Origin of the sequence: Flavivirga amylovorans, assembly GCF_030540875.1 — a bacterium.
Classification (GTDB): domain Bacteria; phylum Bacteroidota; class Bacteroidia; order Flavobacteriales; family Flavobacteriaceae; genus Flavivirga; species Flavivirga amylovorans.
On the sequence record NZ_JAUOEM010000005.1, the window covers coordinates 224,223 to 242,126 of the forward strand.

Genomic DNA, 17,904 nt, shown 5'->3' on the forward strand with positions numbered 1-17,904 from the left:
ATAAATATTTATTAATTTTGCAATTCCTAGGGATGATTTCTCTCCCACGCTGCTTTTTCGACACTTCGAAAGAATAAAGGTACAGAAGGAATTGCATATTTTTAATATTTAAAGTTTTTTAAAATGGCAATTTTAGAACAACAAACATCGCAACAATTAATTGAACTAGAAAACGAGTATGGTGCTCATAACTACCATCCATTACCTGTCGTATTAAGCAGAGGAGAAGGTGTACACGTGTGGGACGTAGATGGAAAACAATATTATGATTTTCTTTCTGCTTACTCAGCTGTTAATCAAGGGCATTGTCATCCAAAAATTGTTAATGCGATGGTGCAACAAGCACAAACATTAACGTTAACATCAAGAGCATTTCATAATGACATGCTTGGTAAGTATGAGAAATTCGCTTGCGAATTTTTCGGCTTTGATAAGCTATTACCAATGAATACAGGAGCTGAAGCTGTAGAAACGGCTTTAAAGCTATGTAGAAAGTGGGCTTACGAAGTGAAAGGGATTGATGAAAACAAAGCTGAGATTATAGTATGTGAAAATAATTTTCACGGGCGTACTACAACCATTATTTCATTTTCGAATGATCCCGTAGCACGTAAAAATTTTGGGCCATTTACCAATGGGTTTATAAAAATAGCATACGATAATCTTGAAGCATTAGAAGCTGCATTACAAAATAATCCAAATATTGGAGGATTTTTAGTGGAGCCTATACAAGGAGAAGCTGGGGTTTATGTTCCTAGTAAAGGGTACTTAACCAAAGCCAAAGCACTTTGTGAGCAATATAATGTTTTGTTTATAGCAGATGAAGTACAAACGGGTATTGCTAGAACAGGAAAACTTTTAGCAGTTAACCATGAAAATGTAACACCAGATATTTTAATTTTAGGAAAAGCTATTAGCGGTGGTGTGTATCCAGTATCTGCCGTTTTAGCAAATGACGCTATTATGGATGTTATAAAACCAGGTAATCATGGAAGTACTTTTGGAGGAAACCCTATAGCAGCAGCCGTAGCTATGGCAGCTCTTGAAGTCGTAAGAGATGAAAAATTAGCCGAAAATGCAGAAACCTTAGGGACTATATTTAGAAGTGAATTAAATAAATATATTGAAACTAGTAATATTGCTAGTTTAGTTAGAGGAAAAGGCTTGCTTAATGCTATTCTTGTAAATGACGAAGAAGATAGTGATACGGCTTGGAATATTTGTTTGGCATTACGTGATAATGGATTGTTAGCAAAGCCGACACATGGGAATATTATACGATTTGCACCTCCTTTGGTAATGAATGAAGAACAATTATTGGATTGTGTCAATATCATTATAAAAACACTTATGCAGTTTGAAAAATAGATGGTTTAGAAAGAACCTTTGTTTTAATAGCATAATATATATAGTTAAAAATTAAAAAGCGCCGAATAGGCGCTTTTTTTATTCTTAAGTGTTGTATTATTGATTTTGCTGAAATTGCTCCATCATTTCTTGAGAGCGTTCCATAATCTCATCCCAACCTACAGTATATATAGTGTATATAGATTTTATTAAATACAAAATGTTTATTATTAATATAACCAAAGCTACAATTTTAGCTGTATTCATGGCTTTAATACTATCTGGATCATAATTTTCTGGATTATGTTTTGCAGCATTTAATTTGCTATGGGCAATTATAAAGGCTATACCTGCTAGAATAAATCCTAGTCCACCAATACAGCAGCATAAAAGACCTAAAATAGCTAATACGTAAACAATAGCTGGGTTGAGTTTTTGTTGTTCCATTTGTTAATTTTAATTGATTATTTTCATGATATAACTTATTATAATTATTGTGACCGTAATGATAGCTAATGAACCAATAATTTTGTTGGAGTGTTTAAATTTAAAGAAAATATTTATTCCTATAGATAGAAAAAGGATAATTAAGCTATAAATGGCAGGGTACATATAAAAGGCATCTACAAATTGACCTTTAAAAATTAAGGCAAGGGATCTTTGTAAACCACATCCCATGCATTCTATCCCAAAGAGTTTTTTATTTAAGCATGGTAACATATAATCATTCAAAGCCTGCATGTATAATAAAATTATATATTGAACTCATTTAGACTTTTTCAATTTGCTAAAAAATGGCTGTTTTCAGGTCTGTTTTTGTCTTTTTTTCCTTTCGTAGCTCTGCTATGCAACTCAAAAAAGTCTTCAACATAGGCAACAACTTCTAATTTTCACTTAAATCCAAAAAGTCTAAATGAGTTCATTATGCTAAAATAAGTAAAAAACAATATGAATTATATTTCTCAATACTGAAAATATGCTACATACGTTGTTATGTTGAAATGATTTTAGTATATAGAAAAACAGTTTATAAGCATTAAATAATGGTCACTCAATAAATTTAAGTGGACTTATTTTTTATTAGAAACTATAACTTTTTTCTTAAATACTTGGTTGTTATCTAGATTTACCTGAAGAATATATACACCATCACTAAGTGATTTTGTGGAATAGGTATACGCTTTTTTTGAATTATTTTGAAATCTTTTGCTTTCAACTTCTTTTCCTGCAACATCAAACAAACTGAATCCTTTTACATTTAAAGAATTTGGATTTGAAATTTTTAATTCAGAAATAGTATTGTTCTGGAATACTTTTAGATCATCTAAATTAATTTCAGGAGTACTTAAGCTATTCTTATCGAAAACAATTTCAAAACGATCCGTATAATTGTTTGCTTCAAGATTAATATTAAAATCTTGAGCTTTCAGATTGATAAATGTATTATTTTCTATATCATGGAGATAAATAGGTTGATCTGTTTCAAAATTTTGAATATCAGCAATTCTAATTCTAATTTGAGATTCTTTGTTAAGCTTAATAGCTAAAGGGATTTTTAAAGAAAGATCATAAGGTAAGGCCTCTGCGAGATAAGGTTTACCGTCAATTAACCAATGAGCATCCGAGGCTAAAATGTCGCTTTGGTTAATATTGGATTCCATACCATAATCAAAACCAAAGGACGTAGAGTTATGAAATGTTTCTACTAGTTGTCTTGTATAGCTATTATTAAAATCAATGTTTATTCTAAAACGTTTATAGTCACTAGGAACTTTAAAAAACTCATTCTCAGATTTTTTTGACTTACTTGTCTTGTCTTTTGTGTTAGAATGTTTAAAAAATTCACTATCAGCATGCGTTTCTTTTATGAATACTCTATGACTGTTTTTTGCTTTTACTGTACCAGTCGCTGTGCCTTCCACCATAAATCCTTGTCCAATTGGTATGTGTTGGCGTGGTCTTTTTCCTGATGGACTACTACTAGCAGCACCATTAATAGAACCATCTAAGTTGTAAGTACTAAAAGTAGCAGGTGTGTAAGTCTCAACAGTACCGGCAGAATTAATGGTATAAGTTGCATAACCTCCTTCATAACTTCTTAAGTTATGGGAGTCTACGTTTGGATCCTGTTCCCAAAAATGTAAAGTACCAGTAATTACTGCAGCATTTTCTAAATCATGTATATATTCTAGAGCATCCATAGCAGATGGATATGGATTACCAACTAATGTAAAATGGTCATCTAAAACACTAACACTAATAGTACCATTGTTAGGTTTACCTCTAAAATCATACCGTTGGGCATCACCAGAACCAGCTGTTCCTTTCATAGAAAAGCCTTCTCCAGGATTTATAGAAGTATCGCCTCTTACGTGTATCCATTCAGAATACTCGTCTGAAGCTATAAATTTCCAAATCCAATAAGCCTCGATTGATAGTGGACTTGATATGCCGTTATATCCAAAATGACCAACATTTGCTGGTGTTGAAGTTATGATCCCCGTAGAGTCATTAAGAAATGTGACTCCAAAAGGGTTATTTACAGAGTTATTTATTTTACTACCAACTGGAGAACACCAATAATTATATTCATAAGCCCCAACATTACCTTCTTGGTAAACACTTAATTCGCCAATACCAGAATTTCCACTGGTACCAGACCCTTGAACAACTTGAGCTTCATTACGCAAATAAATAGAACTATCTGCTTCACCTAGGTTAATATCGTCTTCAACAAAGACAACTTCATCATTTATAAAAACATAAGCATCATTTCTTACTGATAATTGTGAAAATGAGAGATTGCTTATTAATAGTAGAAGTAAAAAGGCACGTCTGCTTAACATTTTTAATAGGTTAAATATGAGTTGGGATAACAAATATATATTTTTTTTTACAAAAAATAATATTTCATCGATATAAAATGTACTTAAACGGAAGTGTTCTTAAATAAATGACGGTAAAATCATTATTTAAAATCTAATTTTTAATGTAATTTGCAGACCACAAAAAGACATGTTACTAATGAAGTATTTTAATTACCTATTAATAGTTTTAGGAGCTATTGTTGCTACATATGCAAAATCTGGTACAGGGCAAAATGACTATATTCTAATTGGAGGTATTATTGTACTTATGATTGGAGTATATAGAATATCTAGAAGTATACCAAGTAAGCAGGATGATGATGGTATTGATAATTCTAAAGAAGAATAGCCATGTCTTTTAAATTAGGTGATTCTGTTTTAGTTATAGATGAAAATTTATCTGGAATAATAAAAGAAATTTCGGGGAATACTATTTCTATTGAGACTACAGAAGGGTTTTTATTAGATTTTCAAAGTAATGAATTGGTTCTAAATAAGGCCAATAGTACTTTTAACCGAGAATTATTTTCGAAAACAACGATTACTGCTGTTGTTTCAGAAAAAGAGCAACCATCAAAAAGAAAGCAGGTTAAAACGAGAGCAAAAGATAGGTATGAACCTACTATGGAGATTGATTTGCATATTAATCAATTAGTTAGATCTCCAAAAGGAATGTCTAAACACGATATATTGACCTTACAATTGGATACAGCGAAACGCCAATTAGAGTTTGCTATTAAAAAGCGGATTCAAAAAATTGTATTTATTCACGGCGTTGGTGAGGGCGTTTTAAAAGTAGAATTGGAGTATTTATTCGGACGTTATAATAATATAAAATTTTATGAAGCTAATTATCAGAAATATGGTTTAGGAGCAACAGAAGTGTATATTTATCAGAATGTACAACCTAATTAAACGTAGTCTCTACTTCTATAGTTTTTGTTAGTCTAGAATCACTTAATGTTCCAAAATCAAATACATCTAAAGATATTAATGTTAAATCAAAATTAGAAATTGTAAGCGTTACCGTATGTGTTTGAGTGATATTATGCGTTCTATACGCTGTAGCTTTAACTTCAGTAGAAACATCTGGATTTAAATAATCAGGTGTATTGCCAATGGTAATATCATTTGCAGGGTTTAAATCTACAGATTGATTTTCTTCATCACGTGTTTTAATATCATCCCCATCATCATCATCATCTAAATAATCAGGTACACCATCTCCATCAGTATCTTCTGCATCACTAAAATCACCATCATTATTTGGATCTGGTGCTTCATCTTTAGTTAAAATATTATCACCATCATCATCAGCATCAATATAATTTGGTATACCATCTCCGTCAGTATCTAAATTTTCATCTTTACCCTCAAACTCTGCAGGGATCCCATCATTATCATCTTCTGTTAAAACGGTTTTTATTTGTGCGGTTCCTGATGTGCTTTCTACATCTTGAGTAATTACTACATCAGAAAGGGGAACATCACTACAAAATAAACCAGAAGTAGGTAACGTAGTATTACTATAAGTCCTATAATTGAATGGATTTGTGGTACTTATTGTAACATCTTTGGTGAAAACACCAGTACTTTCATCAATTTCAAGAAGTTCATCAAAAGTAAAATTATTAATTTTTAAAGATAAAGACTCAGAAGGGTCATTTTTAGTTTTATAAAATATTAAATTGGTTTCTCCACAAGCACTAAAACTGTCTTCAAAATCTAGTTCAACAGTAATTACATCTCCATCATCACATGAGTATATACTTAATAAACATGTAGGTATTAAAACTAAAAGTAATCTGCGCATTGGGTTTGGATTTTAGGACAAAAATAATAGAATTGTTATTTATAACGTAGGATATTGAGAATAATTTTATTTCAAGTATTTTTGAACTTTAAAAAGCTTATTTACTTATTAAACTATGTATCGGATTAATAAAATGTCTTTCCTATGAATAATGTATATTTTGATAATGCTGCGACGACTCCAATGAGAGACGAGGTTATAGCGTCTATGACAGAAGTTATGAGGAAAAATTACGGAAATGCTTCATCGTCGCATAGTTTTGGAAGATCTTCAAAATCATTAATAGAACAGTCTAGAAAAACGATTGCTCAATATTTAAATGTGTCTGCAGGGGAAATTGTATTTACTTCTGGAGGTACAGAAGCTGATAACTTCGTTTTGCAAAGTGCTGTTAAAGATTTAGGTGTTAAACATATTGTTACTTCAAAAATTGAACATCATGCCGTTTTGCATACTATTGATCAGATTGAAAAAGAGTACAATATAACTGTTAGTTATGTTGATGTTGAAGCTAATGGAGACATTGATTATAAGCACTTGGAAACATTATTGCAGACAGAAAAAAAGACACTTGTAAGTTTAATGCTCATAAATAACGAAATAGGTAATATTTTAGATATTGAGCATGTTACTAATTTATGTAAAGCTAATAATGCATTATTTCATAGTGATGCTGTGCAATCTATAGGGCATTATGAAATGGATTTACAAGCGTTACAAATTGATTTTTTAGCAGCGAGTGCGCATAAATTTCACGGACCAAAAGGTGTTGGGTTTGCTTTTGTTAGAAAAAATTCAGGTTTGCAGCCATTAATTTTAGGTGGCGAGCAGGAGCGAGGACTTAGAGCGGGTACTGAAAGTGTGCATAATATTATTGGTATGGAAGTAGCGTTAAAAAGTGCCTACGCTAATATGAATAAAGAAACTGATTTTATTAAGAAATTAAAAGACTATTTTATTGATAAGATCGTCAAAGAAATCCCTGAAGTAACATGTAACGGTGAGTCTGGTAATTTAGATAAAAGTACTTATACGCTTGTTAATATTTGCTTACCAATACCTCCTAAAAAGGCAGCTATGTTATTATTTCAATTAGATTTAAAAGGAATAGCATGTTCTAAAGGGAGTGCTTGCCAAAGTGGGAGTTCTCAAAATTCGCATGTTTTGACCGAAATTTTGAATGATACCGATTTGCAGAAACCTTCAATTCGTTTTTCATTTAGTATATACAATACTAAGGAGGAAGTAGATTATGTTATTGATGTTTTAAAAGCCTTTATGGAATAACTTTTTAAAATTTCATAGTCGTTCTTACATTAAAAACTCGTGGTGTTAAATAATTAGGAATAGCATATTGACGCTTGCTAAATGCATCTCTTACCCAAGTATTCGTAATAGAGTTTTGAACATCAAACATATTGTAAATTTCAAATCCGAAGGAAAGTTCTTTAAAAGGTTTTTTCCAACCACGTTTAAATTGTTTCTTTTGGTCAACAAGTACGAATTGTAGACCTAGATCGGCACGTTTGTAATCTGGTAATCTGTTTTGAAATTCGTAAGGATCTGCATAGCTAGGAGATCCTCCTGGTAATCCTGTATTATAAACCAAATTCAAATACATTTTCATATTTGGTACATTTGGTACATAATCTTGAAATAGTGCAGCAAATTTTAAACGTTGATCTGTTGGTCTGGATATATAACCTCTATTATTTATATTTTCTTCGGTTTTTAAATATCCAAAGCTAAACCACGATTCGGTTCCTGGAACAAATTCACCATTTAACCTCATATCTAATCCATATGCGTAGGCTTTGGCATTATTATTAGCTCTATAGCGAATACGTACATTTTCTAAAGTATACGGATTTACATCGGTTAAGTTTTTATAATAAACTTCTGTAGTTAGTTTAAAAGGTCTATTCCACATTTTAAAGCTATAGTCGTTACCTAATACTAAGTGCAGTGACTGTTGCGCTTTTACATTAGGTTGTACAACACCATTTGCATCTCGAAGCTCTCTATAAAAAGGCGGCTGATAGTACAAACCAGTAGCAACTCTAAAAAGCATGTCCTTTTTCCAGGAAGGTTTTATGGCAAATTGGGCTCTAGGGCTAAATACTGTTTGATTTGATGATGAAATCCCATCTCCTTTAACGCTCCAATTATGCACTCTAATTCCTGCATTATACCAAACATCGCTTGTTCCTATTTTTGAACGTTTGCTCCATTGTGCATAAGCCTGTAATCTATTTATTTGTGTATTATTAGTAGCTCTTACATTTTGGAATGCTTCTATAGGACCATTATAAGGTATATATGGTTGTTCGTTTATAGGCGTTGTTCTTGGTGGTCTAATTGAGAAGCCTGCAGAATCAATAACTTCCCATTCAATTAACCGATCTCGAATATCCTCATTGGTGTATTTTACAGACCATTCTATTCTATTATCATTAATATTAAAATCACCTTTATGCTCAATATTAGTTATTAGAGCATCTAAATCATTTCGTCCATGGTTTAGCTGGCTACCAATACCTTGACTGAATTCGACATCTCCTAAATTTTCATCACCAATATTTGTATTAACTTCTCCTAATCTGTATTGTGCAAAAATATCGAAATACTCTTCTTCAGTGGTATGATAAGTAGATGTAATGAGTTTAAGCGTTAGATTGTCATTTGCAAAATAAGTACCTTTTAAAGCCCCAAAATAAGTTTGGTAACGATCTTTTTCTTGGCCTTCATAGAAAACTATCAATGCAATAGGGTCACTTAATGTACCAAAATTAGTTTGCCTTGTTAGGGGTTCGTAATCGTATTTGTTTATTGAGGCGTTTCCTAAGAAACTTACATGGAATTTATTAGAAAATTTATAGGTGAGGAATGTTTGGGCATCAGCAAATGTAGGTCTAAAGTTAGTTTCGGTTTCTTTCGCATTTACTAGTAGACTATTATCGCGATAACGGATACCAGTAATAGAAGTGAACTTTGAATCTTTGCTTATATTTTCAACAGAAAGACTTCCCCCTAATAAACTTAAATCAGCATTTACTTCAAATTGATATGGTGTTTTGTATGTTATATCAAGAACAGAGGAGAGTTTATCTCCATATTTAGCTTGAAACCCACCAGCAGAAAAATCGACATTTTGTACTAAATTTGTATTTACAAAACTTAAGCCTTCTTGTTGTCCAGAGCGTACTAAAAATGGACGATAAACTTCTATGCCATTAACATACACTAGGTTTTCATCATAATTACCACCTCGTACCGAATATTGTGTACTTAATTCATTGTTATTACTTACACCTGGTAGTGTTAATAATAAATTTTCTACCCCAGCATTGGCGCCAGGTATTTTTCTTATAGCTTCTGGTTTTAAGGTAATTATACCTTCAACTTCTTTACGCCTGTTGTTAGTAACAACTACAGTCGCTATTTGCTCAACAGAGCTACTCATTACCGGATTGAATTCGTATTCTTCACCACTTTTTAAATTGAATGTACTTACGATTTTTTTATGAGAAAGGTGTGTGAACTCAACAATAGCATCTTGATTAGCATTAATTTTTAAAATAAAAAAACCATTTGAGTTTGTAACAGTTCCACTAGTCCCTGTTTTTATATTTACTTTTTCAATAGGTTGGTTGTTTTCATCTAATACAATCCCTTTAATTGTAGCTGTTTGTGAATAACCAATAATAATTATGAAAAAAAATATAAAAGAAATTAATAGTTGTTTTGTTTTCAAAAGCGTGTAAATTTATTTTCGGTAAAATAACGTTTCAAAAGTAGAATTATTTCCTACATTATCGGTTATTATTACCTTTAAATTATTCTTTGTATCTGTAATGATTCCATCGTTAAAATCATGTGTAAGTGTTTTTGTTTTATAATCGTATTCCATTAAAATCCACTTACCATTTACTGTAGCCCTATATTTAGAAATTCCAGAAAGTTCATCTTCAATTTTAATTTTTAAATAACGGTATTTACTTAACCACTGTCCACCTTTAAAATTAATAGGTGTAATTTTAGGTTTTATAGTATCTGTGGCTAAGGTAAAAGTACCTAGTGTTTTTGTTGTTGCTATTAAAAGGTCCCCTTTTCTTTTTGTTGATGTATAATAAGGTTGTTTTTTTCGTCCCAATAAACGAGCTATATATAGTTTTGATTTATCTTCACGATTGTATGAACTTACATCGTATGTTATATTGAAATTTTTCTTAGCAGCAATCACGTTTTTGTGTAAAGTAAGTGTGTCGTTTTTTACTTGAAAGTCTATATAAAAATCATCATAAAATGTATCCTTGTAAAAATCAACAGAAACGTGTCCTTCTTTTAAATTGGTAGCTTTATTAGCTTTTATGTAATATGGAGTCGTTTCCTTTTTTTGTGGCGTGGAAATACTGTCTTTAGAACCTTTAATATGTATAGTAACCCATGATTCGTTGCTTTTAAAATCGGCGACTCTAATTTTATAAACTGAATATGTACTATCTTCTATAGTTACGCAACCGTCGTTTATAATAGATTTATATAAACTCAACAGGTTGTCTTTTTTGAATAGCTTTTGAATACGCTTTTTTTTTGTAGCGTAATGTTCATAATCGATAAGCTGATTGATGTGTTTCGTTTCACTAAAAGAAAACCTTCTAAAATCTAATTCAAAATTTCTTCTACCATTTAAAAAAGTTTGAATGTTATAAACACCGTTAGAATTAGCTGCTAAATCCTGTCGATCTATAGTTTCAATACCAAAACCAATGTTTCCATAGGCTTCAATACTTTTTATAGTATAATCCCCGTTTTTTAGAGGAATTAAGCGCAGTTTTTGTTTGGTATTGGATTTGTTTACAGACGAATTTTCATCTAAAGGGTAGGCGTAGATTGATTTTATTATAGGGTTTGTTGAGTCCTTTATATCCATACCAAAAAGCATTGGATTTATAGGACGTTCTTTTTTATCCCTAATTTCATAATGCAAATGAGGGCCACCGGAACCTCCCGAATTCCCACTATAACCTATAATACTGTTCTTAGTTATTGGTAAAACTTCTGCACTAGGAAATAATTCAACCACATACGACTCTTTTTCATATTGATGCTTTTTAATATATGCTTCAATCTCTGGAGCAAATTTTTGTAAATGTGCATATACTGTTGTGTAGCCATTTGGGTGGGTTATGTACAACGCTTTTCCATAGCCATAATGAGAAACTTTTATTCGACTTACAAATCCATTAGCAGATGCTTTTACTTTTAATCCTGTGCGTTGCTGTGTTTTTATATCTAAACCCGAATGGAAATGGTTAGAGCGTAATTCTGCAAATGTCCCCGACAGTATTAACGGAATTTCCAAAGGACTATCAAAATAGTCTTGAGGATACTTGTTTTGTGCATTTAAAAAAAATGAGGATATAAATAAAAGAAACAGTATGAATCGCATATAAAAGTATTATGGCTAAAATATTAATTTGAAATGGATATGCAAAGAATAAAACAATAATCGCACCATAAGTTATAACCATAGTTCTGATTATGAGGGATATTCATGGATTTTGAAATTTTATGAAAAAACAATTGTAATTTATAGACAGGTATGTTAACTTTGTGTTATAAGTATTGAAATTTGTAAATGGGTAATATTGAAGATATTGTAGATTCTTTAGAAAACAAAATTAGTAAAGTATTACACAAATTAGAGCTTTTAAAACTTGCTAATTCCAAATTAAACGAAGAATTAGAAGTTTCGAAAAAAGAAATTCAGAACCAAAAGTTGCATATTGCAAGTTGGGAAGAAAAATACGAGGCTTTAAAAATGGCAAATACAATGCTTGGTAGTGACGATAATAAAAGAGAAACTAAGCTTAAAATAAACGCATTAATAAGAGATATTGATCATTGTATTGCTCAACTCTCAGATTAATGCAACATAAATTCAATGTCAGAAAAGCTTAAAATAAAGCTATCTATAGCAAACAGAGTATATCCTTTAACTATTGAATCAAATCAAGAAGAGGGATTGCGTAAAGCAGCTAAGAACATTGAAGCGATGATAAAACAATTTGAGCAAAGTTATTCTGTTAGAGATAAACAAGATGTATTAGCCATGTGTGCTTTACAATTTGCATCTCAAGTAGAACAGGATTCAATTAATAAAGATAATGTAAATGAGCATGTAGAGGGAAAGCTAAATGCGCTTAATGATTTATTACATTCTTATTTGGTCTCTTAACGTTCTTTTAAATAAACTAAAAAGTTACTGCCTACATTGGTTATTTTTTTTGATAAACTCAACGTTAATTCTTTAAAAAGGGTGAGTTTAAGTTGTAAAAGCATGCTGCTAGTACTAAATTTATTTTAGTAACTCGAGCAGACCCTTGATCAGCTTGTTAGCCCTAAACTTGTTTTTAAGGAGTTTATACAAAACTTTATACTGGTGTAGGCTTTTTTATATATACAAACTAACTAAATACGATGGACAACTCAATTATATATGCAGTAGGTGGCGTTATTCTAGGACTCATAATAGGTTTTATAATAACAAAGAGGGTGGAAAAGAATAATGCTTCTAAACTTATAAAAGAAGCAAAGAAAAATGCTGATTTACTACTCAAAGAAGCTAGAAGTGAAGGAGAAAGGCTTAAAAAAGATAAAATTCTTCAAGCCAAAGAAAAATTTATAGAACTTAAATCTGAACACGAAAAAGTCATTTTATCTAGAGATAAGAAAATGGCTGAAGCAGAAAAGCGCACACGTGATAAAGAGTCACAAATATCTAATGAGCTTTCAAAAGGAAAAAAACTTAATGAAAACTTAGAAAGAAAAACAAAAGATTATAATCACAGACTTGACGTTCTTGAGAAAAAACAAGAAGAACTTGATAAACTTCATAAAAATCAAGTACAGCAATTAGAAGTTATTTCAAGCCTCTCTGCAGAAGAAGCTAAAGAACAATTAGTAGAATCTTTAAAAGGTGAAGCTAAAAATGATGCCATGGCTTATATTCAAAGTTCTTTAGAAGAAGCTAAGTTAACTGCAGAACAAGAAGCTAAAAAAGTTATTATAAATACAATACAACGTATAGGAACAGAAGAAGCCGTAGATAACTGTGTGTCTGTATTCAACATAGAGTCGGATGATGTTAAAGGGCGTATTATTGGTAGAGAAGGTAGAAATATTCGAGCTATTGAAGCAGCAACGGGAGTTGAGATTATAGTTGATGATACCCCAGAGGCTATTATATTATCTTGTTTTGATTCAGTAAGAAGAGAAATTGCGCGTTTGTCATTACATAAATTAGTTACTGATGGAAGAATACACCCAGCACGTATTGAAGAGATTGTAAAGAAAACTCAAAAACAAATTGAACAAGAAATCATTGAAGTAGGTAAGCGTACTGTTATTGATCTTGGAATACATAATTTAAATCCTGAGCTTATTAAAATGGTAGGACGTATGAAGTATCGTTCTTCTTATGGACAAAACTTATTACAGCACTCGCGTGAAGTTGCTAAACTTTGTGGCGTTATGGCGGCTGAATTAGGTCTTAATCCTAAATTAGCAAAACGAGCCGGATTATTACATGATATAGGAAAAGTGCCGGATGCGGAAGCTGATATGGAAACACCACACGCTATTCTTGGGATGCAATGGGCTGAGAAATTTGGAGAAAAAGCAGATGTTTGTAATGCTATTGGTGCTCACCACGATGAAATCGAAATGAAATCATTATTAGCGCCAATTATACAAGTTTGTGATGCGATTTCTGGAGCACGTCCAGGAGCACGTCGTCAAGTTCTTGATAGTTATATTCAACGTTTAAAAGATTTAGAAGACATTGCTTTTGGTTTTACTGGTGTTAAGAAGGCTTACGCTATTCAAGCAGGTAGAGAGCTTAGAGTTATTGTTGAAAGTGAAAAGGTAGATGATCAAAAAGCAGCAGATTTATCATTCAGTATATCTCAAAAAGTACAAACTGATATGACCTATCCTGGCCAAGTTAAAGTAACTGTAATTAGAGAAACAAGAGCTGTTAATATCGCTAAGTAGTGAATTCCTGCGAAAGCAGGAATCTCATAAATCAAAATATAATATTATAATAATTTAAAATCCAGCGTAAGCTGGATTTTTTAATTTTGCTAATACCAAACACCTTATTTCCTTGGATGATATTTTTCAACTACTTTAGTTAAGTGACTTTTATCTAAGTGCACATAAATTTCAGTTGTGGTAATACTTTCATGGCCAAGCATTAATTGTATAGATCTAAGATCTGCATCATTTTGTAATAAATGAGTAGCAAACGAATGTCTAAAAGTATGAGGAGAAATACTTTTTTTTAGTCCAATTTTTTCGGCTAATTGTTTAATAATAGTAAAAACCATAGCCCTGGTAAGTTGTTTACCTCTCCTGTTTAAGAAGAGTGTATCTTCAAAACCTGCTTGTATATTTAAATGATTCCGAATTTCTTTTCTATAAATATTAATATATTTTTGAGTGACATCTATAATGGGTACAAAGCGTTGTTTGTCACCTTTACCAGTAACCTTTATAAAACCTTCATCAAAAAACAGATCAGAGATCTTAAGATTAATGAGTTCGCTAACTCGTAACCCGCAACCATAAAGTGTTTCTAACATGGCACGATTACGTTCTCCTTCAGGTTTACTTAAATCTATAGCGTTTATAATAGTATCGATTTCGTCCTCACTTAGTGTATCAGGTAATTTTCTGCCAATTTTTGGAGATTCAATAAGTTCTAGAGGGTTTGTAGTTCTATAATCTTCAAATATTAAATAACTAAAAAAGCTACGCAAACCAGAAATTAAACGCGATTGTGAACGTGCATTTAGATCTTTGGCTACTTCATATATAAAGCCTTGAACGATTTCTTTTGTTATCGTTATCGGTGATTCATTTATAGTATGATTCTCTATATAATTAATTAATTTTTCGACATCGCGAGCGTAGTTTTCGATGGAGTTTTGAGATAGGCCTCGCTCAATCTTTAGATATAATTTATAATCTTTAAGTGCGTGCTCCCATTTCATATTTTGTAAAAATAATGATATTTCCTTTTGTAAAAAAACCGATTAAAAACCCATTTGTTCGCCTAAATACGATATTTTTCTTGATTCCTTTTTATTATTAAAGAAAAACATTTTTATTGTAAAAATGTTATTAAGATAAATATAAATAGCTGATTTTTTTTATTAGCTAAAAAACTTTAAGATCGTTTTATTCGTATTTAAAGTGAACTAAACCAAAATCTATTATGAAAAAGAGATTATTATGTATTGTTATTTCAGTATTTGGATTACTAAACACAAATGCTCAAGAAATTAAGTATGGAGCTAAAGCAGGTGTAGGTTTCTCATCAGTAAAAGTGAAAAACCAAGTATTTAATATCACAAATAATGACACTGGATTTTATGTAGGTGGTTTTGCTGAAATAAGAGTTTTTGATGCTTTCACTTTTAAACCAGAACTACTTTATATTGCCGTAGAAGATTTAAACCAAATAAGCTTGCCTCTTATGGTCAAATATGAAGTGTCTGAAGAGTTCGATGTGCTTGCTGGACCAAGTTTTGGACTTTTACTTGATGTTAATGATGGATTTAACTCCTTTAATTATGGAATTGAAATAGGTGCTGCTTATAATATTTTTATTAGTAGATTTATAGATGGTCTATTTGTAGAAGCCAGATATAATTTTGGTCTAGCTAATTTGATTGAAGATGCGCCTGACGGAATTACTAGAAAGTTAAGTGGTCTTTTTGTTGGTTTAGGATATAGATTTAAGTAAAATTAAACGATAAGTTGTTTAAAAGAATAAAATATGCCTGTTTTTTTAATATTTTTACTTCATGAAGAAATTGACAATTATTAACGGGCCAAATCTAAATTTACTAGGAAAAAGAGAACCTAATATTTATGGAAGTTTATCTTTTACTGAGTTTTTAGAAGAGATAAAACAAAAATATGCTCATGTAGAAATTGATTATTTTCAATCTAATATTGAAGGAGAACTCATTGATAAACTACATGAAGTTGGTTTTAATCACGATGGCATTATATTGAATGCTGCTGCTTATACACATACGTCTGTAGGTCTTGGTGACGCGGTTAAAGCTATTGAAACACCAGTAATAGAGGTTCATATTTCAAATACTTTTAATAGAGAAGAGTTTCGTCACCAATCTTATATTTCGCCAAATGCGAGAGGTGTTATTCTTGGCTTTGGATTGCAGAGTTATGAATTAGCGATTCAAAGCTTTATAAATTAGACTTGTTGTGATTTTAGATTATAGACCGTTCACTTCGTTCTTTTATAGAAGTAAGACAACAACATAAATAAAAAAAGTTCCAGAAATCTCTGGAACTTTTTTAGTCTAATATCTATATTCTTTAATATCTTGTTTTGTCTAAAAACTAAAGATGAATAACTTCATCATAAGCATCAGCTACTGCTTCCATAACAGCTTCACTCATAGTTGGGTGAGGATGCACTGCTTTTAGTACTTCATGACCAGTAGTTTCTAATTTTCTACCTAATACAGCTTCTGCTATCATATCGGTAACACCAGCACCAATCATATGACAACCTAGCCATTCTCCATATTTAGCATCAAAAATTACTTTTACAAAACCATCTGCAGCACCACCAGCTTTCGCTTTACCAGAAGCAGAGAAAGGAAACTTACCAACTTTAATATCTAAGCCCTTATCTTTGGCTTGTTTTTCAGTTAGACCTACACTAGCAATTTCTGGAGAACAATACGTACAGCCAGGAATGTTTCCGTAATCTAAAGCTTCAACATGCTGTCCTGCTAATTTTTCAACACATAGTATCCCTTCAGCAGAAGCGACATGTGCTAAAGCTTGACCTGGAGTCACATCTCCAATAGCATAATAACCTGGAATATTTGTTTGGTAAAAATCATTCACTATTATCTTGTCTCTATCTACTACGATACCAACATCTTCCAGTCCTATATTTTCAATATTTGTTTTTATACCTACAGCAGATAAAATAATATCAGCTTCAAGAACTTCTTCACCCTTTTTCGTTTTTACGGTTGCTTTTACGCCCTTTCCAGAAGTATCAACAGAAGTAACTTCGGCAGAAGTCATGATTTTTATACCACTTTTCTTAAATGAACGCCCTAATTGTTTAGAAACATCTTCATCTTCAACAGGTACTATATTTGGTAAATATTCTACAATAGTTACCTCAGTTCCCATAGAATTATAAAAATATGCAAACTCAACGCCAATAGCACCAGAACCAACAACAATCATTTTCTTTGGTTGTTTTGGTAAACTCATAGCTTCTCTATAACCAATTACTTTTTCACCATCTTGAGGTAAACTAGGCAATTCACGAGATCTAGCACCAGTTGCAATAATTATATTATCAGCACTATATTCAGTTCCGTCAACATCAACCTTTTTACCAGGTTTAAGTTTTCCAAAACCATCAATAACGTCAATTTTATTCTTCTTCATTAAAAACTGAACACCTTTACTCATGCCATCAGCAACACCACGACTACGTTTAACGACTGCATCAAAGTCTTTATCGAAATCTTTAACGGTAAGCCCGTAATCCCCTGCATGCTTAAGATATTCAAATACTTGAGCAGATTTTAATAATGCTTTTGTTGGAATACACCCCCAATTTAAGCAGACACCACCAAGATTTTCTTTTTCAACAATAGCAGTTTTAAAGCCTAATTGTGATGCTCTAATAGCTGTAACATACCCTCCTGGTCCGCTACCAAGAACAATAATATCGTATTTATTCATGTGTGATTTTTTAAGCTACAAATCTACAAAATCGAATTTGAATAAAGAATTTAGAAAGCC

The 17,904-nt window shown here is 31.6% G+C and carries 17 protein-coding genes and 1 other RNA gene; 10 read left to right on the plus strand and 8 right to left on the minus strand.

All coding sequences use genetic code 11. From position 1 onward, the window contains the following. Positions 1-123: 123 nt before the first annotated feature. A complete protein-coding gene (gene rocD, locus Q4Q39_RS15205; RefSeq protein WP_303283410.1) occupies positions 124-1,368 on the plus strand; it encodes an ornithine--oxo-acid transaminase in 1,245 nt (414 codons plus the stop codon). A gap of 96 nt (positions 1,369-1,464) precedes the next feature. On the opposite strand, the gene Q4Q39_RS15210 is transcribed toward rocD, so the two are convergent. The 3 genes from Q4Q39_RS15210 to Q4Q39_RS15220 all read right to left on the minus strand — a co-directional run bounded on the left by Q4Q39_RS15210 (position 1,465) and on the right by Q4Q39_RS15220 (position 4,193). Beyond that, positions 1,465-1,794: a CCC motif membrane protein gene (locus tag Q4Q39_RS15210; RefSeq protein ID WP_303283411.1), complete on the minus strand. Its 330-nt coding sequence runs from the start codon at positions 1,792-1,794 to the stop codon at positions 1,465-1,467. A gap of 9 nt (positions 1,795-1,803) precedes the next feature. After that, positions 1,804-2,088 carry a DUF2752 domain-containing protein gene (locus tag Q4Q39_RS15215; RefSeq protein ID WP_303283412.1) on the minus strand — a complete coding sequence of 95 codons (285 nt, stop codon included), beginning with the start codon at positions 2,086-2,088 and terminating at the stop codon, positions 1,804-1,806. A 329-nt stretch (positions 2,089-2,417) separates the two neighbouring features. Further along, positions 2,418-4,193: a T9SS type A sorting domain-containing protein gene (locus Q4Q39_RS15220; protein ID WP_303283413.1), complete on the minus strand. Its 1,776-nt coding sequence runs from the start codon at positions 4,191-4,193 to the stop codon at positions 2,418-2,420. A gap of 178 nt (positions 4,194-4,371) precedes the next feature. Here Q4Q39_RS15220 and Q4Q39_RS15225 point away from each other — a divergent pair, with 178 nt between their 5' ends. After that, positions 4,372-4,563, plus strand: a complete 192-nt coding sequence (locus Q4Q39_RS15225) for a hypothetical protein (RefSeq protein ID WP_303283414.1) — start codon at positions 4,372-4,374, stop codon at positions 4,561-4,563. 2 nt (positions 4,564-4,565) lie between these two features. Beyond that, positions 4,566-5,129 (plus strand): DUF8465 domain-containing protein, encoded by a 564-nt coding sequence (locus Q4Q39_RS15230; protein WP_303283415.1) that lies wholly within the window; start codon positions 4,566-4,568, stop codon positions 5,127-5,129. On the opposite strand, the gene Q4Q39_RS15235 is transcribed toward Q4Q39_RS15230, so the two are convergent. Next, positions 5,122-6,027 carry a hypothetical protein gene (locus Q4Q39_RS15235; protein WP_303283416.1) on the minus strand — a complete coding sequence of 302 codons (906 nt, stop codon included), beginning with the start codon at positions 6,025-6,027 and terminating at the stop codon, positions 5,122-5,124. The two genes, Q4Q39_RS15230 and Q4Q39_RS15235, sit on opposite strands and share 8 nt — an antisense overlap. Positions 6,028-6,171: 144 nt before the next feature. Here Q4Q39_RS15235 and Q4Q39_RS15240 point away from each other — a divergent pair, with 144 nt between their 5' ends. Beyond that, the gene (locus Q4Q39_RS15240; protein WP_303283417.1) at positions 6,172-7,314 is read left to right on the plus strand and encodes a cysteine desulfurase family protein; all 1,143 of its coding nucleotides are present in this window, start codon (positions 6,172-6,174) and stop codon (positions 7,312-7,314) included. A gap of 4 nt (positions 7,315-7,318) precedes the next feature. Here the strand turns inward: Q4Q39_RS15240 and Q4Q39_RS15245 are convergent, their stop codons facing one another. Next, positions 7,319-9,781: a TonB-dependent receptor gene (locus tag Q4Q39_RS15245; RefSeq protein WP_303283418.1), complete on the minus strand. Its 2,463-nt coding sequence runs from the start codon at positions 9,779-9,781 to the stop codon at positions 7,319-7,321. Between the two features lie 12 nt (positions 9,782-9,793). Then, the gene (locus tag Q4Q39_RS15250; protein WP_303283419.1) at positions 9,794-11,479 is read right to left on the minus strand and encodes a M23 family metallopeptidase; all 1,686 of its coding nucleotides are present in this window, start codon (positions 11,477-11,479) and stop codon (positions 9,794-9,796) included. Between the two features lie 189 nt (positions 11,480-11,668). Here Q4Q39_RS15250 and Q4Q39_RS15255 point away from each other — a divergent pair, with 189 nt between their 5' ends. The 4 genes from Q4Q39_RS15255 to rny all read left to right on the plus strand — a co-directional run bounded on the left by Q4Q39_RS15255 (position 11,669) and on the right by rny (position 14,085). Continuing rightward, positions 11,669-11,959: a coiled-coil domain-containing protein gene (locus Q4Q39_RS15255; RefSeq protein ID WP_303283420.1), complete on the plus strand. Its 291-nt coding sequence runs from the start codon at positions 11,669-11,671 to the stop codon at positions 11,957-11,959. A gap of 15 nt (positions 11,960-11,974) precedes the next feature. Then, complete coding sequence (locus Q4Q39_RS15260; RefSeq protein ID WP_303283421.1) at positions 11,975-12,268, plus strand: cell division protein ZapA; 294 nt, start codon at positions 11,975-11,977, stop codon at positions 12,266-12,268. Between the two features lie 56 nt (positions 12,269-12,324). Then, positions 12,325-12,454: non-coding RNA, 6S RNA (gene ssrS, locus Q4Q39_RS15265), on the plus strand. A gap of 56 nt (positions 12,455-12,510) precedes the next feature. Continuing rightward, entirely contained in the window at positions 12,511-14,085 is a 1,575-nt protein-coding gene (gene rny, locus Q4Q39_RS15270; RefSeq protein ID WP_303283422.1) for a ribonuclease Y, read from the plus strand. 104 nt (positions 14,086-14,189) lie between these two features. On the opposite strand, the gene xerD is transcribed toward rny, so the two are convergent. Beyond that, entirely contained in the window at positions 14,190-15,086 is an 897-nt protein-coding gene (gene xerD, locus Q4Q39_RS15275) for a site-specific tyrosine recombinase XerD (RefSeq protein WP_303283423.1), read from the minus strand. A 224-nt stretch (positions 15,087-15,310) separates the two neighbouring features. Between xerD and Q4Q39_RS15280 the strand changes: the two genes are divergently transcribed. Next, positions 15,311-15,841 (plus strand): porin family protein, encoded by a 531-nt coding sequence (locus tag Q4Q39_RS15280; RefSeq protein ID WP_303283424.1) that lies wholly within the window; start codon positions 15,311-15,313, stop codon positions 15,839-15,841. A 61-nt stretch (positions 15,842-15,902) separates the two neighbouring features. Further along, positions 15,903-16,322, plus strand: a complete 420-nt coding sequence (gene aroQ, locus Q4Q39_RS15285) for a type II 3-dehydroquinate dehydratase (protein ID WP_303283425.1) — start codon at positions 15,903-15,905, stop codon at positions 16,320-16,322. A gap of 145 nt (positions 16,323-16,467) precedes the next feature. Here the strand turns inward: aroQ and lpdA are convergent, their stop codons facing one another. Next, entirely contained in the window at positions 16,468-17,844 is a 1,377-nt protein-coding gene (gene lpdA / locus Q4Q39_RS15290; protein ID WP_303283426.1) for a dihydrolipoyl dehydrogenase, read from the minus strand. Positions 17,845-17,904: the final 60 nt, after the last annotated feature.